20 protein-coding genes are annotated in these 24,648 nt (G+C 61.5%); 9 read left to right on the top strand and 11 right to left on the bottom strand.

Going from position 1 to position 24,648, the window contains the following annotated elements:
• Window positions 1–5 precede the first annotated feature (5 nt).
• From AC1DYS_RS18355 to AC1DYS_RS18310, 10 genes are all read right to left on the bottom strand, one after another.
• Window positions 6–470: a hypothetical protein gene (locus AC1DYS_RS18355; protein ID WP_477901703.1), complete on the bottom strand. Its 465-nt coding sequence runs from the start codon at window positions 468–470 to the stop codon at window positions 6–8.
• A 365-nt stretch (window positions 471–835) separates the two neighbouring features.
• On the bottom strand, window positions 836–3,739 hold the full coding sequence (locus tag AC1DYS_RS18350; protein ID WP_477901701.1) for a type VI secretion system Vgr family protein: 2,904 nt from the start codon (window positions 3,737–3,739) through the stop codon (window positions 836–838).
• A gap of 135 nt (window positions 3,740–3,874) precedes the next feature.
• Window positions 3,875–6,580 carry a type VI secretion system ATPase TssH gene (tssH, locus tag AC1DYS_RS18345; protein ID WP_477901699.1) on the bottom strand — a complete coding sequence of 902 codons (2,706 nt, stop codon included), beginning with the start codon at window positions 6,578–6,580 and terminating at the stop codon, window positions 3,875–3,877.
• Window positions 6,581–6,620: 40 nt separating this feature from the next.
• The gene (gene tssG / locus AC1DYS_RS18340) at window positions 6,621–7,691 is read right to left on the bottom strand and encodes a type VI secretion system baseplate subunit TssG (RefSeq protein WP_477901697.1); all 1,071 of its coding nucleotides are present in this window, start codon (window positions 7,689–7,691) and stop codon (window positions 6,621–6,623) included.
• Window positions 7,655–9,541: a type VI secretion system baseplate subunit TssF gene (gene tssF, locus AC1DYS_RS18335; protein WP_477901695.1), complete on the bottom strand. Its 1,887-nt coding sequence runs from the start codon at window positions 9,539–9,541 to the stop codon at window positions 7,655–7,657. Before tssF ends, tssG begins: the two co-directional genes overlap by 37 nt.
• A 6-nt stretch (window positions 9,542–9,547) precedes the next feature.
• Window positions 9,548–10,060, bottom strand: coding sequence for a type VI secretion system baseplate subunit TssE (gene tssE / locus AC1DYS_RS18330; protein ID WP_477901693.1), 513 nt, complete (start codon window positions 10,058–10,060; stop codon window positions 9,548–9,550).
• A gap of 28 nt (window positions 10,061–10,088) precedes the next feature.
• On the bottom strand, window positions 10,089–10,631 hold the full coding sequence (locus AC1DYS_RS18325) for an Hcp family type VI secretion system effector (protein ID WP_477901691.1): 543 nt from the start codon (window positions 10,629–10,631) through the stop codon (window positions 10,089–10,091).
• A 26-nt stretch (window positions 10,632–10,657) separates the two neighbouring features.
• Window positions 10,658–12,148, bottom strand: coding sequence for a type VI secretion system contractile sheath large subunit (gene tssC, locus AC1DYS_RS18320; protein ID WP_477901689.1), 1,491 nt, complete (start codon window positions 12,146–12,148; stop codon window positions 10,658–10,660).
• 3 nt (window positions 12,149–12,151) lie between these two features.
• Window positions 12,152–12,667, bottom strand: a complete 516-nt coding sequence (tssB, locus tag AC1DYS_RS18315) for a type VI secretion system contractile sheath small subunit (protein ID WP_477901687.1) — start codon at window positions 12,665–12,667, stop codon at window positions 12,152–12,154.
• 35 nt (window positions 12,668–12,702) lie between these two features.
• Entirely contained in the window at window positions 12,703–13,236 is a 534-nt protein-coding gene (locus AC1DYS_RS18310; protein WP_477901685.1) for a hypothetical protein, read from the bottom strand.
• 374 nt (window positions 13,237–13,610) lie between these two features.
• On the opposite strand from AC1DYS_RS18310, the gene tssJ reads away from it, so the two are divergent.
• From tssJ to AC1DYS_RS18275, 7 genes are all read left to right on the top strand, one after another.
• On the top strand, window positions 13,611–14,261 hold the full coding sequence (tssJ, locus tag AC1DYS_RS18305) for a type VI secretion system lipoprotein TssJ (RefSeq protein ID WP_477901683.1): 651 nt from the start codon (window positions 13,611–13,613) through the stop codon (window positions 14,259–14,261).
• A gap of 20 nt (window positions 14,262–14,281) precedes the next feature.
• A complete protein-coding gene (tssK, locus tag AC1DYS_RS18300; protein ID WP_477901681.1) occupies window positions 14,282–15,631 on the top strand; it encodes a type VI secretion system baseplate subunit TssK in 1,350 nt (449 codons plus the stop codon).
• Window positions 15,628–16,419, top strand: a complete 792-nt coding sequence (gene icmH, locus AC1DYS_RS18295) for a type IVB secretion system protein IcmH/DotU (protein ID WP_477901679.1) — start codon at window positions 15,628–15,630, stop codon at window positions 16,417–16,419. Before tssK ends, icmH begins: the two co-directional genes overlap by 4 nt.
• Window positions 16,420–16,516: 97 nt before the next feature.
• Entirely contained in the window at window positions 16,517–19,420 is a 2,904-nt protein-coding gene (locus AC1DYS_RS18290) for a type VI secretion system Vgr family protein (protein ID WP_477901677.1), read from the top strand.
• Window position 19,421: 1 nt separating this feature from the next.
• Window positions 19,422–20,867 carry a hypothetical protein gene (locus tag AC1DYS_RS18285; RefSeq protein ID WP_477901675.1) on the top strand — a complete coding sequence of 482 codons (1,446 nt, stop codon included), beginning with the start codon at window positions 19,422–19,424 and terminating at the stop codon, window positions 20,865–20,867.
• Window positions 20,864–21,823: a hypothetical protein gene (locus AC1DYS_RS18280; RefSeq protein WP_477901673.1), complete on the top strand. Its 960-nt coding sequence runs from the start codon at window positions 20,864–20,866 to the stop codon at window positions 21,821–21,823. Before AC1DYS_RS18285 ends, AC1DYS_RS18280 begins: the two co-directional genes overlap by 4 nt.
• A 108-nt stretch (window positions 21,824–21,931) precedes the next feature.
• Window positions 21,932–22,477, top strand: a complete 546-nt coding sequence (locus tag AC1DYS_RS18275; RefSeq protein ID WP_477901671.1) for a hypothetical protein — start codon at window positions 21,932–21,934, stop codon at window positions 22,475–22,477.
• A gap of 46 nt (window positions 22,478–22,523) precedes the next feature.
• Here AC1DYS_RS18275 and AC1DYS_RS18270 read toward each other — a convergent pair whose 3' ends face one another.
• Window positions 22,524–23,276 carry a hypothetical protein gene (locus AC1DYS_RS18270; protein WP_477901669.1) on the bottom strand — a complete coding sequence of 251 codons (753 nt, stop codon included), beginning with the start codon at window positions 23,274–23,276 and terminating at the stop codon, window positions 22,524–22,526.
• Window positions 23,277–23,405: 129 nt separating this feature from the next.
• On the opposite strand from AC1DYS_RS18270, the gene AC1DYS_RS18265 reads away from it, so the two are divergent.
• Together AC1DYS_RS18265 and AC1DYS_RS18260 are read left to right on the top strand one after the other, a co-directional pair.
• Window positions 23,406–24,260: a M15 family metallopeptidase gene (locus AC1DYS_RS18265; protein WP_477901667.1), complete on the top strand. Its 855-nt coding sequence runs from the start codon at window positions 23,406–23,408 to the stop codon at window positions 24,258–24,260.
• Between the two features lie 81 nt (window positions 24,261–24,341).
• Window positions 24,342–24,611 (top strand): PAAR domain-containing protein, encoded by a 270-nt coding sequence (locus tag AC1DYS_RS18260; protein WP_047494447.1) that lies wholly within the window; start codon window positions 24,342–24,344, stop codon window positions 24,609–24,611.
• Window positions 24,612–24,648 lie beyond the last annotated feature (37 nt).

Genomic DNA, 24,648 nt, shown 5'->3' with positions numbered 1-24,648 from the left:
CTGGCTTAGGCCGACAGCTCAATCTCAATACGCCGCATGCGTTGCTCGTCAATCTGAGCTAACGCATCGCGATACAAGGTTTCACCGTCCTGCGACATGGACAAAGCGTTCTTGATTTCCGGGTGCTTCACGAAGTCGATGCTCCAGCGATGGGCTTGCCTGGCGAAAAGTGCGAGATCGGCTTCGTCATGAAGTTGGTGATCTAGCCTGGCGAGCGCAACATGAGCCCATAGACTAGGCCCAAGGCACGCCATTTCGTCGTGGGTCCACACCAGACCCGCCAGAGCAGTGTTCAGGATCGAAATGTCAAGCACCGCCTGGTGACGCCGCTCAACGCCTTCCACGCCACAGCCAGCCAAGGCGTGGCGCTCAATCGGAACGATTTCACCCGGCAAGAACAGGCACCACGTTGAGATGGGTCCGAACAGCCTTCGCAACTCTTCCGCGGGCCATATCCACAGCAGATGCATGAGCACGTGTGGGTCCCAGACTCTTACCCAGTACTTGCCGAATCGCCCAAGTGAACGCACAGACTGATGGCCCAGGTGTTCCGCCACCCGCTGCAACGAGGCGTCGGCCTTGAAAGCCGCGTCTACTCCCGCGGGTCGCTTTGCGGCTAGGCAACCATCGATCGCATCGAAGACAGCTCCAACGCTTTCAGAACCTAGTGAACCGACATCAACGAGTCTAGGCAACAGGTTTTCCGAAAGCGCCAACGACGGGTGCCGAATCAATACGGCACTGATCCCCGCGAGAGGAGTCTCCAAGCCGGAACTCGGGTCGAAAGCCGCGAACCGATGATCTTGAAAGAATCGGATATCTAAGTTCACGAAGCTCAAAGCGGAACTGCCGCAGCGTGCGACTGCGCAGCGGCAGCAACTTTGAACTGGCAGGGCTTCAGCTCTCCCGGTCGCTCAAGCACCAAGCTCGTGTTCGCACTCCCCGGCCCCGCCAACTCCTTCATCGCCGCCTTGAAGCTGGCCGGCCCACTGGTGGTGAGCGTGATGTCCCCGGTCGTGATGCGAAGCGAGCTGCCTCCAGCAGTCAGCAGCACATGCTTAGGCGAGCCCACCGTGATGGCATCGGTGACGCTGGCCACGCTGATGGCCTTGTCGGCCGTCAGACTCAGCGTGTTGGCTTGGGCCTGCAATGAGACGTTGCCGCTGGCGGCGTGGAGCTGCATGCCGACTTCGGCGTTGGGCTTGTTCGCGTTCTGTGCCTTGCCGTAGGTGAAGAGGCTCAGGCCGGCCTTCACTGCCACGGCGGTGTGGCGCTGGCTCTCGAGGTTGATGTCTTGGCCGGCTGCCAGGCTGGCCGTGTTACCCGCGCTCATCACGTTGTGCGCCGGGGTGGCGGCGCCCACGCCTCCAGGGGCACTGACAAGCAGGTCGGGGCGGCTCCAAGCGCTGACCGTACCGGTGCCGCCCTGGATGGCGATGACGTCTTCGCTGCTGCTCGCTTGAACGTCACCTTGGCCGTCGGTGGCACTGAGGCCGTCGACGCTGGCCTGTTGCGCTGTGCGTGCAGGCAGGTCCTTGGGCTGCACCTCAGCGCTCAGCTTGGCGTTGTGCTTCTGCGCGGTGTCGCTCAGGGTTTGCATCAGCTCGCCGGCCTGCTCGAGTTGGGCAATGGCCGCGCGAGCTTCAACGGGTTGCGCACTGGCCTGCGTGCCTTGCATGCGGGTGTAGGCGCTCAGGTGCAGGCCGGAGCCCGCGCGCACAGCACCATGCGCCGTGGTGCTGAGGTCCAGCCCATGCCCGCGCTTGGCGAGGCGCTGGTTGTCGTTCTGCTGGATCAGGTGACCGAGCTGCAACCAGGTTTGTGCCTGCGTGCTACCCAGCGTGGCACGGGCTTGCGCGGGGCTGTCATCGAGCACTAACTGGTTGTAGCCGCTGCTCCCGCTCTGGCTGCCTTCCAGGCTCTGGCTCTTGAAGCCGGCCAGCACCTGCGCGTGCTGGTGGCCTTCTTGCTCCCCCGCCTTCTGGTTGCCGGGGAACCAGGCGCCCGCGTTGCCTGTGGCAGTGGCGACACCCGCTGCCACCTGGTTGCCTTGCGCATCGTGCTGGCCCTGGCCGTTGTAGACGCTGCCGACAACGACGGGACGATCGATGTCTCCCTCGATGAAGCTGACGAGCACCTCTTGGCCGAGGCGCGGCGTATGGTGCCCGCCCCAGTTGGCACCCGCCCATGCCTGGCTCACACGAACCCAGGTGCCAGTGCTGTCGTCACCGGGGGCATTGCTGCCGGCGGTGTGGTCGAGACGATGGGCGCTGCTCGCACCGCGTTGCCAGTGAAACTGCACCTTGATGCGGCCGTCGCGGTCGGTGTGCACGGGCTCACCCACGCCGACAACGATGGCGGTCTGCGCGCCGGGCACTTGAGGGCGGGAGAAGAGAAGGTCGCCTTGCTCGTTGACGCCTCCGGCAGCGCGCACCGGGACGTTCGCATCCTGGGCCAGCAGTTGCACCTGGTACAGGGGTTCATCGGTTTGGTTGGCCGTGCCTTTGAAGAGGCTGGGCTTGGGGGCGCGCTGGGCTGGAGCTTCGTCAGTTTGGGTGGCAAAGGTCTGCGGCACTTTGCCCAGCAAGGACTTGAGACTGGTGCCGAGATCGGCGGTGATGTTGTTGCGGCCACGGTGCTGCACGGCCAGCGTCACCCAGCGTGTAGCCGCGCTCACGCTTGCATGTTCGCTGAGCGTGAAGGTGGTCGCGCAAGCGGCCTGGCGCAGCGAGCCCTGGCCTTGGTATTGATATGCCGCAGCCTGAATGGCTTCGAGCTGACGTCGGACGATGCGCTGGGCCTGACCGTCGTCTTCATACGCATAGACACCAGGCTGGTCGCGCAGATCGAGTTGCATCTCTGCGGGGCTGAGCCGTGCATCACCCAACGCCTGCGCATTGACTTGCTGCACGCTGCGGTGGTCCCAGCTGGCAGCGGCCAGCGCAGTGGACGCGATGCGGCGGTGCTCATGGAACTGGTTGAGGCTGTCTTCCTTGAAGCTGGCCGACGCACTTTGCGTGTAACGCACGCGCGGCTGCACATTGGCTTGGAAGCAGCCGTTGTGATCTGCGATCACGAGGGTGTGCTGGCCCATGCTCTCGCCATCGGCCGCGCTGTGTTCGAACCAGCAGAACAAGCCTTCTTCAGCGAGCAGGCGCTGGACGAATGCGAGATCGCTCTCGTGGTATTGGATGCACAAGCTGCGCCGCGGGTAGACGCTCGCATCGGCCAGCTCCCAGCGCCATGCCGGAGCCAGCTTGCCTTGTGCCTGATAGTCGGTGAAGACCTCGTCGACGATCTGCATCACGGTCTTGTCTTGGAAGACCCAGGCGTCTTGCCGGTGGCCCAGGAAACTCAACCACGGCTCGATGGTGAGCTTGTAGCGCGCCAGGCCTCCGTCGCTGCCGAGGAGGGTAAAGGCCGTCACGTGGCCATGGAAGGGCCGCAGGTCGGAAACACTTTGCTGGGTGAGCAGGTCGAGCCGCACCGGCTGGCCGATCAGGTCTTTGAGCTGCAGATGCGCGTTGGTGCTGAGCGCCAGCACCTCGAACTTGAAGCCCGCAGCAGCCGAGCTGCCTGGCCCCCGCGGGCCAATGCCTTCGACTCCGTGCATGCGTTCGGCCAGCAAGACGTTGGACCCAAGCGGCGTATGAAGGCGCAGCAAGCGCTGGTTCTGGCTGGGCCCGAGCGCGGCCAAAACGGCTTGAACAAGGGACTGGGCGGCAGACAAGACAGTCATGGTGGGGAGGAGGAAAGTGCAGGCATGGACGTGCGAGATGCCGACACTGAATCATCCCTGTCAGAGGGGTTCACCTCAATCCCTCGTTGGGACGAAGCACCACAGTTACAGATGAAACTTCGGTAACCATGACCCTCACTTGACGCTGTACTTGAACTTGCCGTCCTTGCCTGCGCTGACCTTGATGCGTGCAATGGCCTGCCCTTCAGCCATGCGCGCCAACACGCTCTCGGCAATCTCGGGCAAAAGCGTGCCGTTGAGGATGTGGTCAACCGCCCGCGCGCCGGTATCGACTTCAGTACACCGCGCCAGCACGGCATCGACCAAGCCGTCGTCGTAGTCGAAAACTGCTTTGTGGTTGGTGGCCACGCGCGCAGCAATGCGGCCAAGCTTCAGGCGAATGATCTGCTCGAGAACGTCATCAGAGATCGGGTAGTAAGGGACGACTTTCATGCGGCCGAGGAAGGCCGGCTTGAAGGCCTTGTAGAGCTGCGGTCTCAACTGCTCGGTGAGCGCGTCAGCGTCAGGCAGTTCTTCCGCCGGCTTGTTGAGGCAAAGCTGCATGATGGCCTGCGAGCCTACGTTGCTCGTCAGGATGATGAGCGCGTTGCGGAAATCGATCTCGCGGCCCTCAGCGTCGTCCATCACGCCCTTGTCGAAGACCTGAAAGAACATTTCCAGAACATCAGGGTGGGCCTTCTCTACTTCGTCGAGCAGCACCACGCTATAGGGTCGGCGGCGCACCGCCTCCGTCAACACACCGCCTTCGCCGTACCCCACATAGCCGGGCGGCGAACCCTTGAGGCCGCTTACGGTGTGGGCCTCCTGGTACTCGCTCATGTTGATGGTGATCATGTTGCGTTCGCCGCCGTAGAGCACGTCGGCCAGCGCCAGTGCCGTCTCGGTCTTGCCTACACCCGAGGGGCCGACGAACATAAACACGCCCTTGGGCTTGTTCGGATCTTCAAGGTTGGCACGCGCGGTGCGCACACGCTGCGCCACGGCTTCGAGCGCATGGTCCTGGCCGATGATGCGTTCCTGCAGCGTGGGCAAGAGGCCGAGCACGGTCTTGATCTCGTCCTTGACCATCTTGCCGAGCGGAATGCCCGTCCACGCTGCAACGATCTCGGCCACCACGGTGCCATCGACCTGCATCGGCACCATCGGACTTTCACCTTGCAAGGCGGCGAGTTCAGCCAGCTTGGCCTGAAGCGCCGCATGCTCGGGTGACGCAGGCAGAGTCTTCGCCTTACCGTTCTTGCTTGCCTTGGGTTTGGCATCTGGTTCGGCGAGTGACGCAGGCTTGCCTTCCAGTTCGGCACGCAGCTCGCGGATCTCGCCGACCAGCGCCTTCTCCTGCTCCCAGCGCGTCTTCAGTGCGGTGGCCTTGCCGGTCAGTTGCTGCTGCTGCTCGGCCAGTTCGGAAAGTCGTGCCGCGTGGTCCGCACCGGCTGCGGTTTCGCGCTCGAGTGCACTTCGCTCGGCCGCCAAGCGGTCGAGATGGCGCTGCGTGTCTTCGATGGCCGAAGGCGTGGCGTTCTGACCGAGCGCGACCTTGGCGCAGGCAGTGTCGAGCACGCTGATTGCCTTGTCGGGCAGTTGGCGGCCGCTGATGTAGCGGGCCGAGAGACGAACGGCTTCAGTGATCGCCTCATCGAAGAGGCGCACGTTGAAGTGCTTTTCCATCAGCGGCGCCATGCCACGCAGCATGGCCGCCGCCAGCGGCTCGCTCGGCTCTTCGACCTTCACCACCTGGAAGCGGCGAGCCAGCGCCGCGTCTTTCTCGAAGTACTTCTTGTACTCGCTCCACGTGGTGGCCGCCACGGTGCGCAGTTCACCGCGCGCAAGGGCTGGTTTGAGCAGGTTGGCCGCGTCGTTCTGGCCGGCCTGCCCGCCGGCACCAATCATCGTGTGCGCTTCGTCGATGAACAGGATGATCGGATGGGGGCTCTTCTTCACCTCATCGATCACGTTCTTCAAGCGATTCTCGAACTCGCCTTTCACCGAAGCACCCGCCTGCAGCAAGCCCATGTCGAGCGTGTGCAACTCCACGCCTTGCAGCGGCGATGGCACATCACCCTGGGCGATGCGCAATGCCAGCCCTTCGACAACCGCCGTCTTCCCCACACCGGCCTCACCGGTCAGGATGGGATTGTTCTGGCGACGGCGCATCAGGATGTCGATGCACTGCCGGATCTCCGGGTCGCGGCCGATGACCGGGTCGACCTTGCCGTCACGCGCACGCTGGGTGAGGTTGGTCGTGAACTGGTCGAGTGCCGGGGTCTTGCCGGGTGCGGCAGCTTGTTCGGCGGCCTCTTCATCGGTACCCGGCGCGGGAGCATCCGCTGCGCTGACGGTTTCTGCAGCTTCCTGCGACCCTTGCGTGAGTTCGGGCAGCTTGTGCTTCAACTCATCGAGCTTGAACTTGACGAAGAGCTTAGAGCCTCGGTAGGCCAGCTGGCTCAGGCTCGGTTCGGTCAGCAGGGCCAGAAGCAGATGGGCGCTGCGGATGCGCGTAGTGTGCGACTCAAGCGACGCAATCAGCCACGCGTGTTCAAGCAGCACCGGCAGATGCTGCGAGAACACCGGTGTGCGCGTGTTGCCCGTCTTGAAGCGACCAATCTCGTTCTCGAGATCGCGTTGCAGCTCGGTGGTAGAGATGCCTGACTTCTTGCACAGCAACGCAAAGTCGCTTTGCGCACTCTCCAGCAGCGCCAGGAAAACGTGCTCCAGGTCCACTTCGTAGTTGCCTCGCGCCATGCAGAGGCTGGCCGCACGCTCGGCGGCACGGCGCGTCGTGTCGTTGAGCTTGGAGATGAGTGTCTTGAGGTTGTTGGACATGAGCGTGACGGTGATGACAGCGATGAGTTATTGGTTGAATCTAAGCAGCCGTGGCGGCATGGATGTCGTAGCGCACATCGGTGCGGTCTTGCTGCTGCGGGAGCGTTTGAACATAGGTGTCCCAACCGAGGCGTCCCGCGAAGGGCGCGCGCGTGGAGTCGAGCGCACTGCTCTGCACGGCCTCTGCACGCAGCACGAGATTGATTTCGTATTCGAGGCTGACGCCGCTCAGCAGCGTGAGCAGCTCGCGCAACGCCGTGGCACCCGGTGCGCCTGGCAAAAAGCGCTGGAACAGCTTGTGAGTCAACGGCCCCAGAGTGACCTTCACACGCAGATCGCGCTGCCACACCCTTTCGCCCGACAAGGCGTTGCGGCCAAGCATGCCGTTGCCCATGCCAAGCGAAGTGCGGGCACCGGGGGGCAAGGTGTACCAGCGGCCACAGAATTGCTCGATTCGCACCGGCACCCGCAGATAGCGGGACAACAGCTGCCGCAACTGCTGGGCCGATAAGGCCCGCTGCTGCAGGGCGCCTGCAAAGAAGGCCAGGCTTTCGTCGTTGACGCCGCCGTCTTTCGGCTGCAGGCGATCGTGCAATGCGTTCTGCCCCATGCCCGCGAGAGCCAGCACCATCGGTGCAAAACGGTTCCGGCGATCGGTTTCGTACTGCAGGTGGAGACGGCTCTTCTTCCAGGCCGCGTAGAACAGCGCCACCGCCCGGTTGCTGAAGAGATCGAGAAAGCTGCGCGCCGCGAAGTCTTTGTCGTAGAGCTCGCGCTGGGTAATCTGCTCGGTGTAGACGAAAGGCAAGGCGCCCGACATGCCGAGGAGCCCCATGAAGGCGGGCGTCATCTCGATTCGCTCGATGGCTTGCCCCGAAGATTCGTTCTCGCTGCGACGAACAGTCAGCGACTCGATCTCGCTTGCAGGAAAGGACAACGAGATGGAGTTCCGGAAGCGCAGCTGCGCTGGCAGCAGGTCGGCACCCGGCGGTTGCGAATCTGCAAACGCGCGCTCCAGGAGCCGCACCGCCTGGAAGAACTCGAAGCGGTGAGGGTTGTCGAGCAGTTGCTCGATCAGACCAGTGCTGTCGCGCCGTTGCGGGGTGGGCATTTGAAGAGAGCTTGCTTCGATCGCGACGAGATGACCGTGAGCTGAGTGAAGCTGTTTATGTGCACGTACAGGCCAAAGAATCGGTCCAGCACGGCTGCAAAAAGGCTCAGACCGGTGCCGACGAAGTTCTCTTCATCGACCACCAGCCGCACCTCGGTGCCACGCACGAAAGTCGCAAATGGTTCGCCTTGAAGCCAGGCCGTGGCGGGTACGAATTCAACAGAGACCAGGCCGTCGACTTGGCGTCGGTTGGCCGCGTCCTGCGGCAAGTCATAGAGGCGCAGCATCTCCTTCAAGGCTTCGACACCCCGGCCACTGAGTGACAGGTGGTTAAGCGACAGATGAGAAATCAGCCGCCAGAGATTGCCCTTGCCTCGGCCGAAGCTCTGGGCGGAGGTGGGCTTGCGCAACATGCGGATCTCGCGCGCGATGCTGCCGCCTTCGATGAAGAGGTCACCCCCTGCCGCGCCGAAACTGAGCAGACTTGGCAGATCGCGGTTCGTGGCCGTGACATGGATCGACAAGGTGTCGGTTTGCGGCGTAGCGGGCTCGAAATCGACATCGACGATCGACATCTCGAGCTCATAGCCCGGGCTGACGGCGGCAATGGCGTCGTCGCGCTGCGCATGCCAGTAGCGGCCAGGTGGTTGCTCGCCGAGGCTGTCGTCATCACCCAGCAAGTCGTCATGGTGCAACGAGAAGAACGGCCTGAACTCATCGATCGCCTCTCCGTGTGGCGTCTGCTTGACGCGGAAGACCTTGTCGATCGAGTAGACCTCGTAACCGAATGCCCTGCGTGCATCGACGACCACCGGATACTGCGTGGCCGCATGAGTAACGCGAATCGGATCGGCGTTCTGCTGGAACAGATTCACCACGGGGCTGCAGCCGAGCACGAAGTTACGCGCCGAGATAGTCTCCAGCACGCGCGCCTGTTCGGAATCGGAATGCATGCCCGACAACACAAAATGCAGCGTGAGGCTTCGCAGCGCCGCGGTCATGTCCGCACCCTCGCTGACGATCGGAAGCGCAGCACGCGGCAAGGGCAGATCGACGAAGTTGAACTTGTCGGGGAAAGCGAAGTACTCGGTCAGCAAGCGATACGCTGGGTGCGAACGCTCGTCGTAAGGAATCAAGGCTTCGTCATCGCCGAAGCCGGCGAGTTCTGGACGTTGCGAATGCGGGCCGGACCATGGGCCGTGCGGCGTGGTCTGCACCATCACCGCCACCACCTTGTTGCACAGCGCTTCACGCAGCGGGCTCACCTGAGATGGCTCACCGTCCAGATACACCCTGATCGTGTCGCCGAGACTTGTCCACTGGAAGAGGCCCGACAAGAGATCGAGTTGAACGGAGATCACCGCCGTCGACGCCGACGGCAGCCTCGTTCCTTCAGGCGCAGCCGCCGAATGCCGATACATGGCGGAGCGAACCTTCACAGGAGCCAGCCGAACCGGGTAAGCCGTGCGGAACTTGCAGGTGACGCCACGTACCTGTCGCGTCGTGACCGTGGTGCCCCGCTCGATGACTGCGGCAGAACTCATCTGCCCCGCAGTACTGCTTATGTCGAACTGCGCAACCGAGCAGGAAGGGAAGGGCCGGAGGTAGTGCGGGTAAAGAACGTCCAGCAAGGACTCTGTGACCAGCGGAAAGTCGTCGTCGAGCCGCTTGTGAACACGCGCGGCGAGCAACGCGAACGACTGGATGAGGCGCTCAACGTGCGGGTCTTCGCCAACATCGCCACTCAACTGAAGGCGGCCGGCGATCTTGGGATACTGCTTGGCAAACTCGCCGGCGTGCCGACGCAAGAAGGCCAGTTCGCGCTCGAAGTCAGGGAGAAGTTCGTTCATCGACGCCTACCGGGACCGCTTGCCGTTGGATCTCCCACCACGTGCAATCGAATACTCCAACGTCAGCGGTTGCAGATGGGCATCGAAATTCACGGCTTCCCTCGCGAAGTCGACGATCAGAATCGCCCGGATGATGAAGTGCAGTCGCTTGTCGGCACTGGCCTCAGCACCCAACTCAACCTCGACTTGCCTGAGCCGAGGCTCATGGTCTGATACCGCTTTCTCGATTGACCGGCAGATCTCAGCGCGATGCGTCGGGTTGTCCATGCTTCGGTCCGAGAAATCCGGAATGCCAAAGCTGAGCAGAGACGATCTGAGCAAGGGGCTTTCGAGTTCGAGCAGCGACTCATTGCTGCGCGTGTTGAGCAGCCACTCGAGATCCCGTGCGACGCTGTCTTTGATCTCAGCCAACGCCACCGGTCGCCCGGCCTGCGGATCATCGATGCCCGGCTGCAAGTCGACCAAGCGATCCAGCAGAGATGACTTGTACTGGTCGACCATAAACAAGAAGGCGGCCAAGCCGCCTTCCTTTCTTTGAAAATACCGCTTAGAACGTGACCACGTTGTTCGCGAGATTCCACGAACCCTGGATGTTGTTGCCGGACGATTCGATGCCCGAGCCGTCGATCTTGCTCTGGTTGTACGTCCAGCGAATCGCCGAGTACTTCAGGCCGAAAGTCTCGGTCGGAATGGCTTCACCCGAGATGTCGGTGTTGACGGAAGAGACCAGCACGTTCTTCAACTCGATCTTGAGGTAGTTGACACGGTTGTTCTGGCCGGAACCCGTGGTGTTGCTGCCGCCCACGGCGCGGTAGAAGAAGACGGTGACCAACGGATACACCGTGCCTGCGGAGCAGGCCTGCAGCAGCTTGGTCGTCGACTTGTCGACGTCCTTCGTGAAAAGCAGTTCCTCATGCTCGACGCGTTCGGCGGTGTGGCCGCCGGCGTTCGACGCAGTGGCCGACTTGGGCTGGCGCATCGAATGGCGGAACGAGCTGACTTCGACAGCGTTTTGCGCCTTGTGTTTGGAATCGTTGGTCTCGCCTTTGATGTCAGCAGCAGATCCGAACTCGACGTATATATCTTTCATATTTTTCTCTCCTTTGGTTAAACAGCTTAAGCCCCGCTAGCACCCGGCAGTTCTGCGACAAGTCGCAGAGACACCGAGAGCTGATCGAGTTGGAAATGCGGGCGAATGAACGACACCGCGCGGTACGCACCAGGGCGCCCCGGAACTTCAGATACCTGGACAGAGGCTTCGCGCAACGGGTACTGGGCCTTGACGGCCTGAGTGGCAGAGTCGTCGCCAGTGACGTACTGTGAAATCCAGCGGTTCAGGAATTCCTGAACGTTGGCCGCGGAGGCAAAGCTGCCGATCTTGTCGCGCATCATCGCCTTCATGTAGTGGGCGATGCGGCAAACGGCAAACATGTACTGCAACTGAGCCGACAGAGCCGCGTTGGCATTGGCCGAATCGGAGTCGTACTTCTTGGTCTTCTGCGCGGACTGAGCACCGAAGAATGCGGCGTAGTCAGTGTTCTTGCAGTGCACCAGCGAGATGAACCCGAGGTCACTGAGTTCCTTTTCACGTCGATCGGTGATGGAGATTTCAGTCGGGCACTTCAGCGCGACTTCGCCGTCGTCCGTCTTGAAGGTGTGGGTTGGCAGATCTTCGACCAGGCCTCCACCTTCAACGCCTCGGATCGCCGCGCACCAGCCGTAGGTTTCAAACGCCTCGGTCAGGCGCGCGCCAAACGCGTAGGCTGCATTGACCCACAGGTACTTGCCGTGGTTGGAGCCATCAACCTCTTCGACGTAGTTGAACCCTTCGGTCGTGGTGCCGTCTTTCGGGTTGTAAGGCAGGCGCCCAAGGAAACGTGGGATGGTGAGGCCGACATAACGCGAGTCTTCTGATTCACGGAACGACTTCCATTTGGCGTACTCGACTGTGTCAAAAACCTTGGACAGGTCACGCGGCTTGCCCATATCGGTGAAGCTCTCGAGCCCGAACAGCTCCGGCGAAGCGGCCGAGATGAAAGGCGCATGAGCAGCAGCAGCCACGTGGGACATCTGCTCCGCGAAGTACATGTCTTCAGCTTGGCGGCCGATATCGAAGTCGCCGATCAATGCGCCGAACGGGGCGCCGCCGAAGGTGCCGAACTCTTCTTCGTAGACCTTCTTGAACAAAGCACTCTGATCGAAATCGATTGCGGTCTTGAAGTCACGCACCAGTTCCTTCTTGGTGGTGTTCAACACTTTGATCTTGATCTGCTCACCGGTGCTGGTGTGCTTGCACAGGTAGTGCAGGCCACGCCACGACGATTCGAGTCTCTGAAACTCTGCGCCGTGCATCACCTCGCTCAGTTGCGCTGAAATCAGCTGGTCGAGTTCGGCGACACGTGCATCCAACGTGGCCGATAGGTTGTCGGAGACCACCACCGTGCCCTGCAGCACTTCCTTGACGAGTTCGCCGATGATGTCCTTGGCGCGGTTGTGCTCCGTGCTCGTCTTGGCGACCTTGCTCTGCGCGACGATGTCGTCGAGCAAACCGAGTTCGGTGGTACCGGCTGCAGAAGCCTGACTGGTGGATTGCGATGCTGAGGTCATGGCTTACTCCTGATCCTTGCCGGCTTCCTGCCCGAGCTGCTTGAGCTTCTCGGTGTTGCTGAGCACATCGCTCAGCACGTCTTCGAGCTTGTCGTTGCCAGCCAGCTTGTTGCGCAGGTCGGAGAGCTTGGTGCGTGCCTCCAGCAGCTTGCGCAAGGGCTCCACTTGCTGAACCACCGCCTCAGGGCTGAAGTCGTCGAGCGACTTGAACTGGAGATTGACCGCGAACTCGCCACCATCGGAGCTGAGCTTGTTCGTGACGCGATAGCTCGCCTTGGGTGCCATGCCGTCGAGTACTTCGTCGAAGTTGTCGAGGTCGACGTTGACGAACTTGCGATCCTTCAGCTTGGGCAGCGGTTTGTCCGGGTCTTGCTGACCGGTGAAGTCACCCATCACACCCATCACGAACGGGAGCTCCTTGCTCTCGATCGCGTCGCCGATTTCGACGTCGTATGAAAGCTGGACCCGCGGGGGGCGAACGCGCTCGAGACGCTTTTGAACACTTTCTTTCTTGGCCATGATGTCCTCTCTGAGAGATGCAGTCAGCGTGAGTCTCAGCCCTTGAGGGCGTCGAATGGATTGCGCTTGGGTTCGGCAGCCGGAGCTGCTGGTGCCGGTGTCGGCGCAACTTGCGGCGCCGGTGCGACACGGCGCACTGGAGGCGTTGCCTGCCGAGTAGGGCCTGCTGTATTACTACTCGTTACAGCAGGCGCCGGAAGAATCGATTCGCCCAATGCGTCGCGCATGATGCGAGCAAGCGTCTGCGCTTCATCTCGCGTGTTGCCACCCAAAGCATTGGCAAGTCGAAGTTGCTCCAGTGCATTGGCAGATACGCGCAAGCCGCTCACGGCCATGATGCTTTTTGCAGTGACGTCGCCGGTGTCGCGCTGCAAGACTTCTTGCGCTGCAGTGATGGCCGAGCCGTAATTGCGCGCGTCGAACTGGGCTTGCGCGATGCGTGACCAAGGCTGCTTCTTGGCAGGGTCGGCCTTGGTCGCCTTCTCATAGAAAGCCATCGCTTCGACGATGCCGCCCTTGCGCTGCGCCTCTTCGGCCGAAGCCATCAGATCGTCGTACGTTGGCGGCATCAACGCCGTGACCTGCGTCGGCGCCGTCGAACATGCGCCGAGAAACAGAACCGCACTCGCTACTGCAAATGTCGCCAAGGACCGCTGCAGACTCAGGACTGAAAACTTCACCAACCGACTCCCTCAATTCAACTCGCCGAGCGAGCTTTTGGTATGCGAACAATCTGAAACCAGATGCAGTTGTATCGAATTAAATCTCAAAAAACTGGAAGGTCCGCAAGGCTTACGCCATGTTACCGAGCCGTCGCAACAGGGCCATCCCTCTCTTGGGGGCGGCACACGCAACCGTGTGTTCACGCCTTTAAACTTCAATGTCTCGCGGCGCATTGCAGCGGGTCTTGCCGACATAAGACAAGGCGCGATTGAAATCGAAAATGATGAAGCGAGACAACCCACTGAACAGATGGATGCACGCGGCGGTGGTTCTTGCCATGCTGATGCTCACGGGCTGTCAGACAGTCGGCAAACTGGGCGAAGGGTTGGGCAACATGGGCGATAAGGCACTCGAGACCATTGGCTTCAAGAAGCCAGAGGCGCCGCAATTGCCAGAGCTGCCAGAGTCTGCCAAACCCGCACGTCGCATGAAGCTGAAGCTCGCGGCAAGTGACTCGCTCAATGTCGACTCGAGTGGTCGGTCCTTGTCGCTGGTGGTGCGGGTCTACAAGTTGCGCAGCACGACAGCGTTCCTGAACGCGCCATATGAAACGTTCGGTAACAACGCTAAAGAAAAAGAAGCGCTCGCCGACGAGTTGATCGAGAGCCGCGAGATCGTTCTCTTGCCCGGCCAGCAGCAACAGATCAACGAACGCTGGGCCCGCGAGGCAACGCACGTGGGCATCGTGGCCCTGTTTCGCGCGCCGGCACCGCAGCGTTGGCGTTATGCATTCGAGCTCGAGACATTTCAGCTCGATCAAGGTTTCGTATTGGGTGCGCATGCTTGCACCTTGAGCATCGCCAGCGGCGAACCTGTCGGTGTATCGAGTGCAGCGATGAAACTCAACAGCACGGCTTGCGCCGTCAGATAACTCTTGCTGGAAGGTAGAACTTGATTCCAACTTCAAAGGTTCTGTGGGGCGAGGGCTTGTTCCTGCGGCCACAACACTTCCAACAGCAAGACGCGTATCACGAATGGCGACTGGCCCAGGCCGCGCGTTCGCTGCATCCATATGCATGGGGAGTGCGCAGCGTCAAGGTCGATACCGATGCGCTACAAGCCGGCCGCCTGCGCTTGCTCGAGTTGCAGATGGTGCTGCCCGACGGCGAGTTCTACAACGCGCCTGCCGAAGACGAGTTGCCCCCGCCGCTGACGCTCGACTCCAGCTTTGCGCAAGGTAACGAAGTTGTGCTGCATGCCGCCGTCGCGCCGCTGCGGGCCAATGGCAGCAACTTTGCACCCAACCGCGAAGAGGCCGATACGGCCACGCGCTACTACCAGGTCCAGAAGGACATCGAAGATCAGTTCACGGATGCCACCGCGGCGCAACTCAGCGTGCTCGGCAAATCGGTGAAGCTGCTGTCCGAGCATGAGCCTCGCAGCCACCTGGTGACCATGCCGGTGCTGCGCGTTCGCCGCAATGCCACTGGCGGCTACGAACTCGACCCACGCTACGTGCCGCCGTCGCTGACGATTCAGGCCTCGCCCGTGATGTTCCTGCACCTGCGTCGGCTGCTCGACGTGCTGCAAGCCAAGGTCGATGCGCTCTACGGTTTTCACCGCGAGCCGTCGAAGAACATCATCGAGTTCCGCTCAGGCGATGTGGCTTCGTTCTGGCTCTTGCACACTGCAAGCGGCGCTTACGCATCGTTGTCGCATTTGATGCGCCACCCGGGCCTGCATCCGGAGAGACTTTTCCAGCGCCTGCTGGAATTGGCCGGCGCGTTGATGACCTTCTCCAAAGGGTTCACGTTGGCCGATCTGCCTGCTTACGAACACGCCAACCCAGGCCCGGCTTTCTTCAAGCTCGACCACATCATTCGCGAGTTGCTCGAGACCGTGATCTCGACACGTTACTTCGCCATCGCCCTGTCTGAAGTGCGCCCGTCGTTCCACCAAGGCCGGCTCGACGCGCAACAGATCTCCGGCACCACGAATCTGTACCTCGGCGTCAGCGCCTCTATGCCGCCCGCGGAGCTGGTGGATGCGGTACCTCTGCGCTTCAAGATCGGTGCGCCTGAAGACGTCGAGAAGCTCGTTCTCTCGGCCATGGCCGGCGTGCCGCTGACACATGCGCCGCAGGTTCCTGCCGCCATTCCAGTACGTCCCGGCAGCTATTACTTTGCCGTCGAGCCGCGCGGTGCGCTGTACGAACGAATGATGCAGGCGCAGGCCGTGTCTATCTATGTGCCCAGCGGCATCGCCGACCTCAAACTTGAATTGATCGCCATCAACGCATGAACGCTCAAGCCAATCACCCGCCTTCACTGTTCAACGGCGGCCCGACAGCCGCACTCACGCCCACCAGCGGCAGCACGCCCCGCGAGGCGCGCACGCTGCTGGATTTGATGTACGACGGCTTCTACCTGCTGTTTCTCCTGCGCGCGAAGCAAGGGCCTGGCGACGCCGAGACCTTCCGCTCGCACATCAAGGAGTTCCTGACCGGACTGGAGCGCGGTGCGACCCGATTGCACAGCTCGGCGGAAGATATTCACCTCTGCAAATACGCGTTCTGTGCCACGGTCGACGAGCTCATCCTGATGTCGCAGTTCAAGGTGCGTGACGCTTGGCAACGCCAGCCGTTGCAACTGCAGTTCTTCGGTGAGCAACTCGCCGGCGAACAGTTCTTTGCCAAGCTGGAAACGCTTCGTCGCGAAGGCGCCCCGCGCGTGCAGATTCTCGAAGTCTTCCACATGTGCCTGCTGATGGGCTTCCAGGGCAAGTACATCATCGAAGGCAGCGAGAAGCTGAACTACCTCACCGCCCGGCTGGGTGACGAGATCGCACACCTGAAGGGCTCGCGCGCCACGTTCGCGCCGCACTGGGCGCCACCTGATCAGGTGACCAATCGACTGAAGAACGAAGTGCCGTTGTGGGTCATTGCCTCGGTGTTTGCGCTGCTGGGCTTGCTGGCTTTCACTGGCCTGCGCTGGCAGTTGTCACGCAGTACCGAACGCGATCTGGCGGCTTACCAGGAGGTGGTAAAGCTGGCGCCCCAGGCCGCGCACGTGACCATCACGCTGCCATGAGTTGTTGAAGAAGACGCCGAGGCTCATCCAGCTCGGCAAGCGGCGCGTACGACCCGAATGAGGTCGAGCCGAAAGAAGTGAAGCAAGGGAGCAGAACATGAACCTCGATACCGTCAATCAGGCCGTTTCGGACGGCTTCAACCGCCTGAAAGCCGCGCTGAGCATCAGCCAGCACAAGCGATTGATGCAGCTGGAGACCGCCTTGCCCAGTGCCACCCTGGTGGTCGAACGGGCACAGTGGAATGAAGACGTCAGCGGCCTCGGCGGCGACGAGGCGAAGCCCCTGTCCTCGCTGCTGGCGGTCGTCGATTGCCTCAGCACCAGCGCGCACCTCGAGCTCAAAGCCCTAATCGGCGAACAGATGAGCCTGCGGCTGATGCGCGCTGACGGCAGCTACCGCACCTGGCATGGCTACGTCGCCCAGGCTGCCCAGCTTGGCAGCGACGGCGGCCTCGCACGCTACCGCCTGCAGCTCGTCGCCTTCACGCACTTTCTCAGCCTGCGGCAAGACAGCCGCGTGTTCCTCGGTCAGCGCGCGGACGAAATCATCAGTGCAGTTTTGCGCGCCTACCCGCAGGCCAACTTCAAACTCGAATTGAGCCCCGAAGTGCTGGAGGCTGCGCCTCGCCGCGGCACCACCACACAGTATCGCGAGACCGATGCCGCTTTCGTCGCGCGCTTGCTATCCGAAGAAGGCTGGAACTGGCGCCTCGACCATGCCGATGATGGCCAAGCACTCAGCAGCGCCAAGGCCGCCAAGCACTGCCTTGTCATTCATGATGCCCAGGCCAAGCGACCCGACCTCGGCGCTTTGCGCTTCGGCAAACCGGACGTCCGCCGATTCGGGTTGGCCGAAGACACCATCACCGCCATCGCGCTTGAGCGCAGTGTTCAACCGAACGCTGTGACACAAGCCGCGTGGGATGCCAAGCAGTTGGCGGGAGTGAGTGCCCAGACGCAAAGCGCACTCAAGGCAGGCGACGTCCCCATGCTGGAAATTTACGACGGCCGCGGCGAGCGACGCTTTGCGAAGCACGAAGCCGACGACGACTCGGCTCACAGCCCCCTGGCCGACAACCGCGCAGCGCTCGCGCTCGCGCGCCACGAACTGGCCTTCAAGAAGCTCAGTGGCGACAGCGCTGTGCGCACACTCGCGCCAGGTTGCAACTTCCAGCTGACCGAGCACAGTTTGTATAACCCCATCAGCGCGCGGTCGGACAGCCAGTTCGTCGTGCTCAGCGTGCAGCACGAAGCAGCCAACAACCTGGGCAGCCAAGCAGCGCAGCTGCTGAAGCACACCGACCTCGAAGCCGGAAGCTACCGCAACCAATTCAAGGCCGCACCTGCGGCTGCGACGTTGGCACCCGCGGCTTGCGCCAAGCCAACAGCGCCCGGTGTGCAGACCGCATTGGTCGTCGGGCACGCCGGCGACACTGTCACGACCGAACGCGACCTTCGTGTACGCATTCAGTTTCCGTGGCAGCGCGGGCAAGCCCCGCAAGCCGGTGGTCTCAGCGGCCCGCTTTCTCCTGGCCAGGAAGAGACTGGGCAAGCGCCCGGCAATGCCAGTGCCAGCCAGTGGGTGCGTGTGGCCCAGCCGAGCGCTGGCAGCAACTGGGGCGCCGTCTTCATTCCTCGCGTCGGCACTGAGGTGTTGGTGGACTTTGTCGAAGGCGACCTCGACCGGCCGCTCATCGTCGGCCAACTCCACAACGGGCAAGACGCCCTGCCCTGGCCGGCAGGCGTGGACTCGGGCGCCAACCACCCCGGCACGCTGTCCGGCTGGCACAGCCAAACGCTGGACGGCGGAGGCCTCAATCAATGGGTGATCGACGACGCCACCAGCCAACTCCGCATGCGCCTGGCAAGCCAAAGCCAAGGCAGCCCCTGGAGTGAGCTGAGTCTGGGCCACATCATCGGCCAAGGCGCACAGAGCAGTCAGCGTGGCGCCTGGCTTGGCAGCGGGTTCTACGCCCACACAGAAGGCTGGGCCAGCGTACGTGCAGCCGAAGGGATGTTGCTCAGCACAACGCCGCGAGCCGGCACGTATGGCAGCGCACAAAGCACCCAACTGGACACGCAGGAAGCCATCGCTCAACTCAAGGGAGCACAGCAACTCGGACAAGCCCTCGGCGATGCAGCGCAAGCTCAAGGCGCCATGAAGCTGGCCAGCCACGGGACAAGCGCCAACGATGCGCTGCAGAGCCTGATCGAATCCATTGACCCGCAACGCCAAGGCAAGCACTCGAGCGAGAAGAAGGCAACCGGACGCGAGCCTTCCTCAGACCCCGTCGAGCGATTCGCGAAGCCTTACGTAGTGATGGACACGCCGAGCAGCGCCATGTTCACCAGCCCTGCCATGCTCGCGATGTTCTCAGGGCAGGACACCAGCCTCGCGGCCCAAGGTGACGTGCATGCGGTGGCCGCACACACCGCCAGCTGGGTCTCTGGGCAGACCACCAGCCTCTACACACATCAGGGCGAGCTACAAACCATCGCCGCCAATGGCGACCTGAGCTTGCGCGCGCACACCGACCAACTGGAGATCCTGGCAGACAAGGACATCACCATCATCTCGGTCAACAACGAGATCACCATAACCGCCAGCCAGCGTATCGAGATGGTGGGGGGGGACAGCAAGGTGGTGCTGGATGGCAGCAACATCGACTTCGTGACGCCGGGAACGTTCACCGTCAAGGCCGCCACCCATGAGTGGGCGGGCGGTGGAAGTGGCAGTACGGCGTTACCGGCGTTGCCGGACTCGCGAGTTAAGTTGTTCCATGAACAGTTCCGCGCGGTCGACCAGCAAACTGGGAAACCGGTCGTTGGCAAGTTGTATCGTTTGGTACTGGCCGACGGCAACGAGATCAAGGGACGCACTGACGAACGTGGTTTGACTGAACGGATATCGAGTTCAGAGGCCGAAAGCGTCAAGCTCTATTGGGAACAAGACGTTGCAGCAGACGTGACCGCCAGCGACAGTATGTTGGAGGGCTGCTGATATGGCTGGCCCGCAGAAGCCCGTCTTAACGGGCACCACCAAATCAAACAACACAGTCGGCGCGACGGACGTGCCGGCCAAGGCATCACGCAAGGTGACCTATATCTTTCAATGCACTACGGCCGCCAGCGTTAACCTCCCATATGCGGCTGCCGTGAACGGCAAGGTGATCGCATCCCATGAGAAGAAGGTTTCGCGCGTGAACTCAGGCGCGACCAAAAAGAATGGCAAGACAACATACACAGAAGGCAAGTTCACTGTTGACGCAGAAGCTGGCGACAAAGTCTCGCTCTATCTAAACAGCGATGCAGCCATGGGCCACCGCACCACACCTGTCTATGCCGTTGCCGTCGGCGAGCGCGACATCATCGTCAAGGTAACGGAGAAGGAGGGCCTGCTATCCGACAGCGACACCCCGACGCCGGCAACGAAGGGCAAAGACGTCAAAGCAGCACCTGCGGCAGTGGAGAGCAAGGCCGTCCCTGAGGTTGATGAATACACCGCACCGCTGACAGGCAACATCTGGATGAAGGTTTCGCATAAGTACACGGCCGCCGAGGTTGATGCATTGATGCCTACCGGAACGCAAGCTGAAGTCATCACTGCCATCAAGAGCATCTACAGCGAACTGACGTCGGCAACGCTGACCATGTCCGTCCCGGTAGCCACCGGGAAGCACGCAGCCAAGTCACTGAAGGTCACCTTCATCGACTCCGACAACCCCAAGGCCAATATTGTTGGCTACACCTTGCTCAAAGAGGGGCTCACCCGCGTGCATCCCAGCGGCTTCGCCGCGCTCTTGAATGCAGCGCTGGAAAATGACATCCCGTCATTGCAGGTGACCTCCTGCTGGAGGCCAATGTTGGGTTCTATCGCCCACAGGGCCGGGCTCGGGTTGGATGTCGGCTACGTCGGCTCGACACGCATGAATCGGCAGGAATTGCGCCGCGCATTCGAAGGAAAAAAACCATCCCAGAGTGGTAATGGCAATGACGCCGACAACGTCAGCGACACCGAGGTAACGAAGTTTGGCGAGTATGAGGACGCGATCGTTGCAGCCAAGACGGCAAATGCTGACCTGACAGGAGCTGAGAAGACGCTGCGAGCTGCGGAGAAAGCGAAGGATTCAGCAAAGATTGCAGAGAGCAAAGCCAAGGTTGAGGATGCCAAAGAAGCGTCACGCGATGCGACTGACGCTGAAAACAAGGCTCTCGACGCATGGAACAAGGAGCGTAATAGCGCAGAGCCAGCTGATGTCCGCTTGTTCCGCACCTCGCTGCTCAAATGTTCATGCGTGCGACAGCTGTTCGACCCGTGGGTCATGGACGAAAACACACAGGACAAGACTGCGCCGGCAAATAACATGCAACGAGGTGGGAGCTCTAGCAACGAGCGACTGCACTCGCATCACTTGCACATCACCGTCCACGAGCCAAAGATCCTATGAACCATCCCCACTGCGCTCTTCGCTCAGCCGCCAGTGCACTGGTTCTCGCCTGTGCATGCATTGCGGCCTCGTGTCAAAGCGCCGCTGCACAGCCGGAGCCACCGGCAAAACCACCTAAAGAAGGCGGCACCCATGCATGGATCGAGCGCTCGTGGGAGATGCGGTATTTCTTGATGGTGACGGGAGACTGGCGCATCGCCAAGAAGGGAGCCATCAGGCGCAATGGCAAGGCGAAGCCGGGCGACACATGGCGCAATTGGGAGCAGGTCTTCAACCCAGTGACGGAATTTCGGACCACGAAACCCTCTGCGGCATCAAATGACCCATTGTCGGTAATCACCATAGAGTTCGATAGGCAGGGCTGGGTCACCACGCCAAATACTCACAACGGCCCACTGCGCGGAAGACTCAATCAGCTCCTGTCCATCAAGCTGAGCTCCGGAGAGGGGCCTACGAACATTCAATATGATTTGGGCCACTGGTTCTTGGGCCTCGGCGATGTCAGCACCGATTGGGCACCCGGTCTTTGCATCACGAAGAACATACCAACCCCCTTCGCTCAGACCGACGAGTACTACCTCTACGGCCCGAAGTTCAAGCTCGACGAATTCAGCACCACCTTCGGTTGCCGCGAGTGGGCTTACCAGTTGTACGACCCGGATCGTCCCTACATTGACGTGACGAGTTACATCCCGAAATCGAAAGACAAGGAAGGCGCGGGCACCTACATCCGCGAGTTCATTGGTTGGGCACGCTTTGACGACAAGAAGCCTGTGATCGGCAAGGACGAGAACGATTGGTATTGCCTGCACGATTGCCCCAACGGGGATATGCCCGGACGAATCGCCGACATCAAGGCTTGGTCCGCAAAGAATGGTTGGCCTGCACCCAAACGACCAACGCGGGTGCCAACCTTTCCCGACCCACCGGCGGTAGCGGGCACCTATCCGAAATGACCTTCGCACTCCCATTGCCGCACAACCATCACACCTAGACGAATGGCGCTACACAGTGGCCTGTTACCCAGACCACGTCATCCTGCCGTTCTTCTGTTGGCAATCGCAATGCTTGCGCAACCCGTCTTCGCGCAGTCATCCGCACTTGCCCTGCCAGACGGCACGACCTTCATTGTTGAGTCCACAAACTACGGTGTCGTGGCCAGACCGGTGCCAGGATCAACTCAACCAGGCGGAGTCAAAGCGTCGAAAGCGGACATCGAGCTGCGCGCGGCAACTCGCGGCGCTTCGCAGACCTTTGTTCTTGGCGCGCGGGCTTTCGACAAGGACGGTCATCGCTACATTGTTCTTGCTGTCGCCAAGCCATCCGTTAAAGAGCAAGGGGCCGGATTCTGTGGCGCCGGCAGTGAAGACCATCTGCTGCTGGTCGAATGGAAATCCGGGTCGCAAAAGCTGGCCCTTCGAGACGACATGCTCGTCCAAAGCTGCTTGAAATCGATGGCGCTTCAATCGGATCAAGGCAGTGATTTGTCAGTCGTCACGCAAGGCATCTCTCAGCCGGAACCGCTGCGTCTCTCTTGGCTCACTCATCCCGAGTTCGAAGGTCAAACGAAGACCTTCGTTGTCGTCAATGGAAAGTGGGTAGCGCAGTAGGCCCGCGCCCTGCTAGGTGCTGCCTCTTTGGGGAAGTGTTCGATTCCTACTTCTGCACGGCAGGACAAGCCGCATCGGCTCCCTGCTTCCCACCGCAAAACTTTGCCTTGCAGTCCGCAGCGGCTTGGCCGACCAGCTGGCCGCAACGCTTCTCATACGCTGGACTCGTCGGCGCCGCAGCAGTGCGCTTCAGGTGGGGCAGCATCGCTGCCAGCAGATCGGCGTCGTCATCCAGCGTAGGCTTCGCTAACGACTTTGCGTTGACCGTTGACGACGCACGACGCGGCGCCGGAGTTTCCTTGCTCGCCACCTGTTCTTTCTTGGCCGGAGCAGGCTCCGCACGATCAAGCGTTTGCTGAATGTTGTTGAGGCTGGCTGCCACAGTGATTGGTTGACTCGCGGCTGACTCTGATACGGGTGCAGCCGCAGGAGGTGTCACCGTTTCAATGGCCGCCGCGCCTTGCGCGACCGCCATAGGCTGCGATGCGATCGGCGCGGCTTCGACAATCTTCAGCACGGGTGCTGCAGCTACCGCGATCTCGGGCGCGGCGCGAGATCCACTGAACTTCACGCCCAGGTAACCGGCCGCGCCYATCAGCGCCAGTGCCCCAACGATCAGCAAGCCCTTGCTTGGGCCGCCACGTGACCTCGCGAAACGCGACTGCCCACCATCGATCGTGGCTAAGATGCTCGGCCCGAAGTCAGGCTGTCGCTTGGCGCTCGCTGTCGTGCTCGCCGGTGCATTGAACAACTGGGGGCGGGCACCACGCGGTGGGACTGGGTTTTGCGGCTGGTTCATGGGCACTGAATGTGATCGCCGCCCCAGGGTCGGCAAGGTGCGCGGGATGCGCAAGCACCCAGCGATTCTAGAGACGCCCTTCTGGGCGACAACGCCCCGAAGGGGGGCTCGGTAAAGCTTGCTTACAAGATGATGTGGATCGCCATCGTGGGTTACTTCGTGCTGGCTTGCTCGCTGGCCGCATTGCTGTTGCTGCCGGCGTTCCGCGAGCAGGTGATGGGCCGCATCATGCGAGCCACCCAACGTTTGTCTGGTGTTCAGCAGAGTGCGCAGCGCATGGCGCGGCACAACGCGGAGCAAGGCTTGGCGCAGGCGGGCGGCGCCGCGCTCGGTGGAAAGCGATGGCTACAACGCCATTGGCTGGGTGTGGCCATCGCGGTCGCGCTGCTATTGGTGCCACCGCTCATCGTGTTTTCATTGCGCGGATGGCACACGCTCGATGCCTATGACGACACGTCGATAGCTCGAGGTGACAGCGTGGTCGCTGCGCTGCTGCAAGGCGAGCAACTCGTCCCTCCACCACCGCTGCCACCTGAGGTCTTCACCACGGCAGAAGTCGAAAGCGTGCGTCCGCAACTCGGCAATGCCGATCGGCGATGGGATCAGCTCGACGCCGACTTCCGCCAACGTCTCTTGCTTGCCTATCGGCTGATGCATGACGAGCACGGCTACGACATGGTCCTGATCGAAGGCTATCGAAGTCCCGAGCGACAGACGCAACTCGCCAGCCTAGGCGCGCAGGTGACCAACGCCGCCGCATGGCAAAGCTATCACCAGTACGGTCTCGCGGCCGACAGTGCTTTCATGCGCGCAGGCAAGCTGGTCATCAGCGAGCGCGATGCCTGGGCCGCCAAGGGTTACGAGTTGTACGGAGAGGTTGCACGACGTGTCGGACTCACATGGGGCGGTCACTGGCAGAACGCGGACCTAGGTCACGTCGAGCTGCGAAAAACGCTGCCTTCTCGCCCGAAAGTGGGGGGCTGAAAACACGCCTCAACCGTTAGACTCGATCGCTCTGATTCGTGCGGCATACAAGCCGGCAACTTGGCATAGGGAGTGGGTGAAATGGGGCGTCCGTTCATCGTGTTGGGCGACAAGACAGACCACGGCGGCGAGGTCATCGAAGCCTCTGGCGTGAGCGGCACGCACGGCAAAGGCATCGCACGTGTCGGTGACAAGGTCACTTGCCCCAAGAGAGGTCACGGCACGACCGTCATCGCCACCGGCGACCCCACCATGATCATCGACGGCAAGGCCGCTGCGCGGCACGGCGACAAGACCGCCTGCGGTGCGGTCCTGATCTCCACGCAGTCAGTCACCACCGACGCCTGCTGACGTCTCCACCTCAACTTCTCTTGGCGATGTCTCGTCG

This window comes from Rhizobacter sp. P2_G4 (assembly GCF_056403575.1).
The sequence above is the reverse complement of the archived record's forward strand: the minus strand, read 5'-3'. Positions and strand labels throughout refer to the sequence as shown.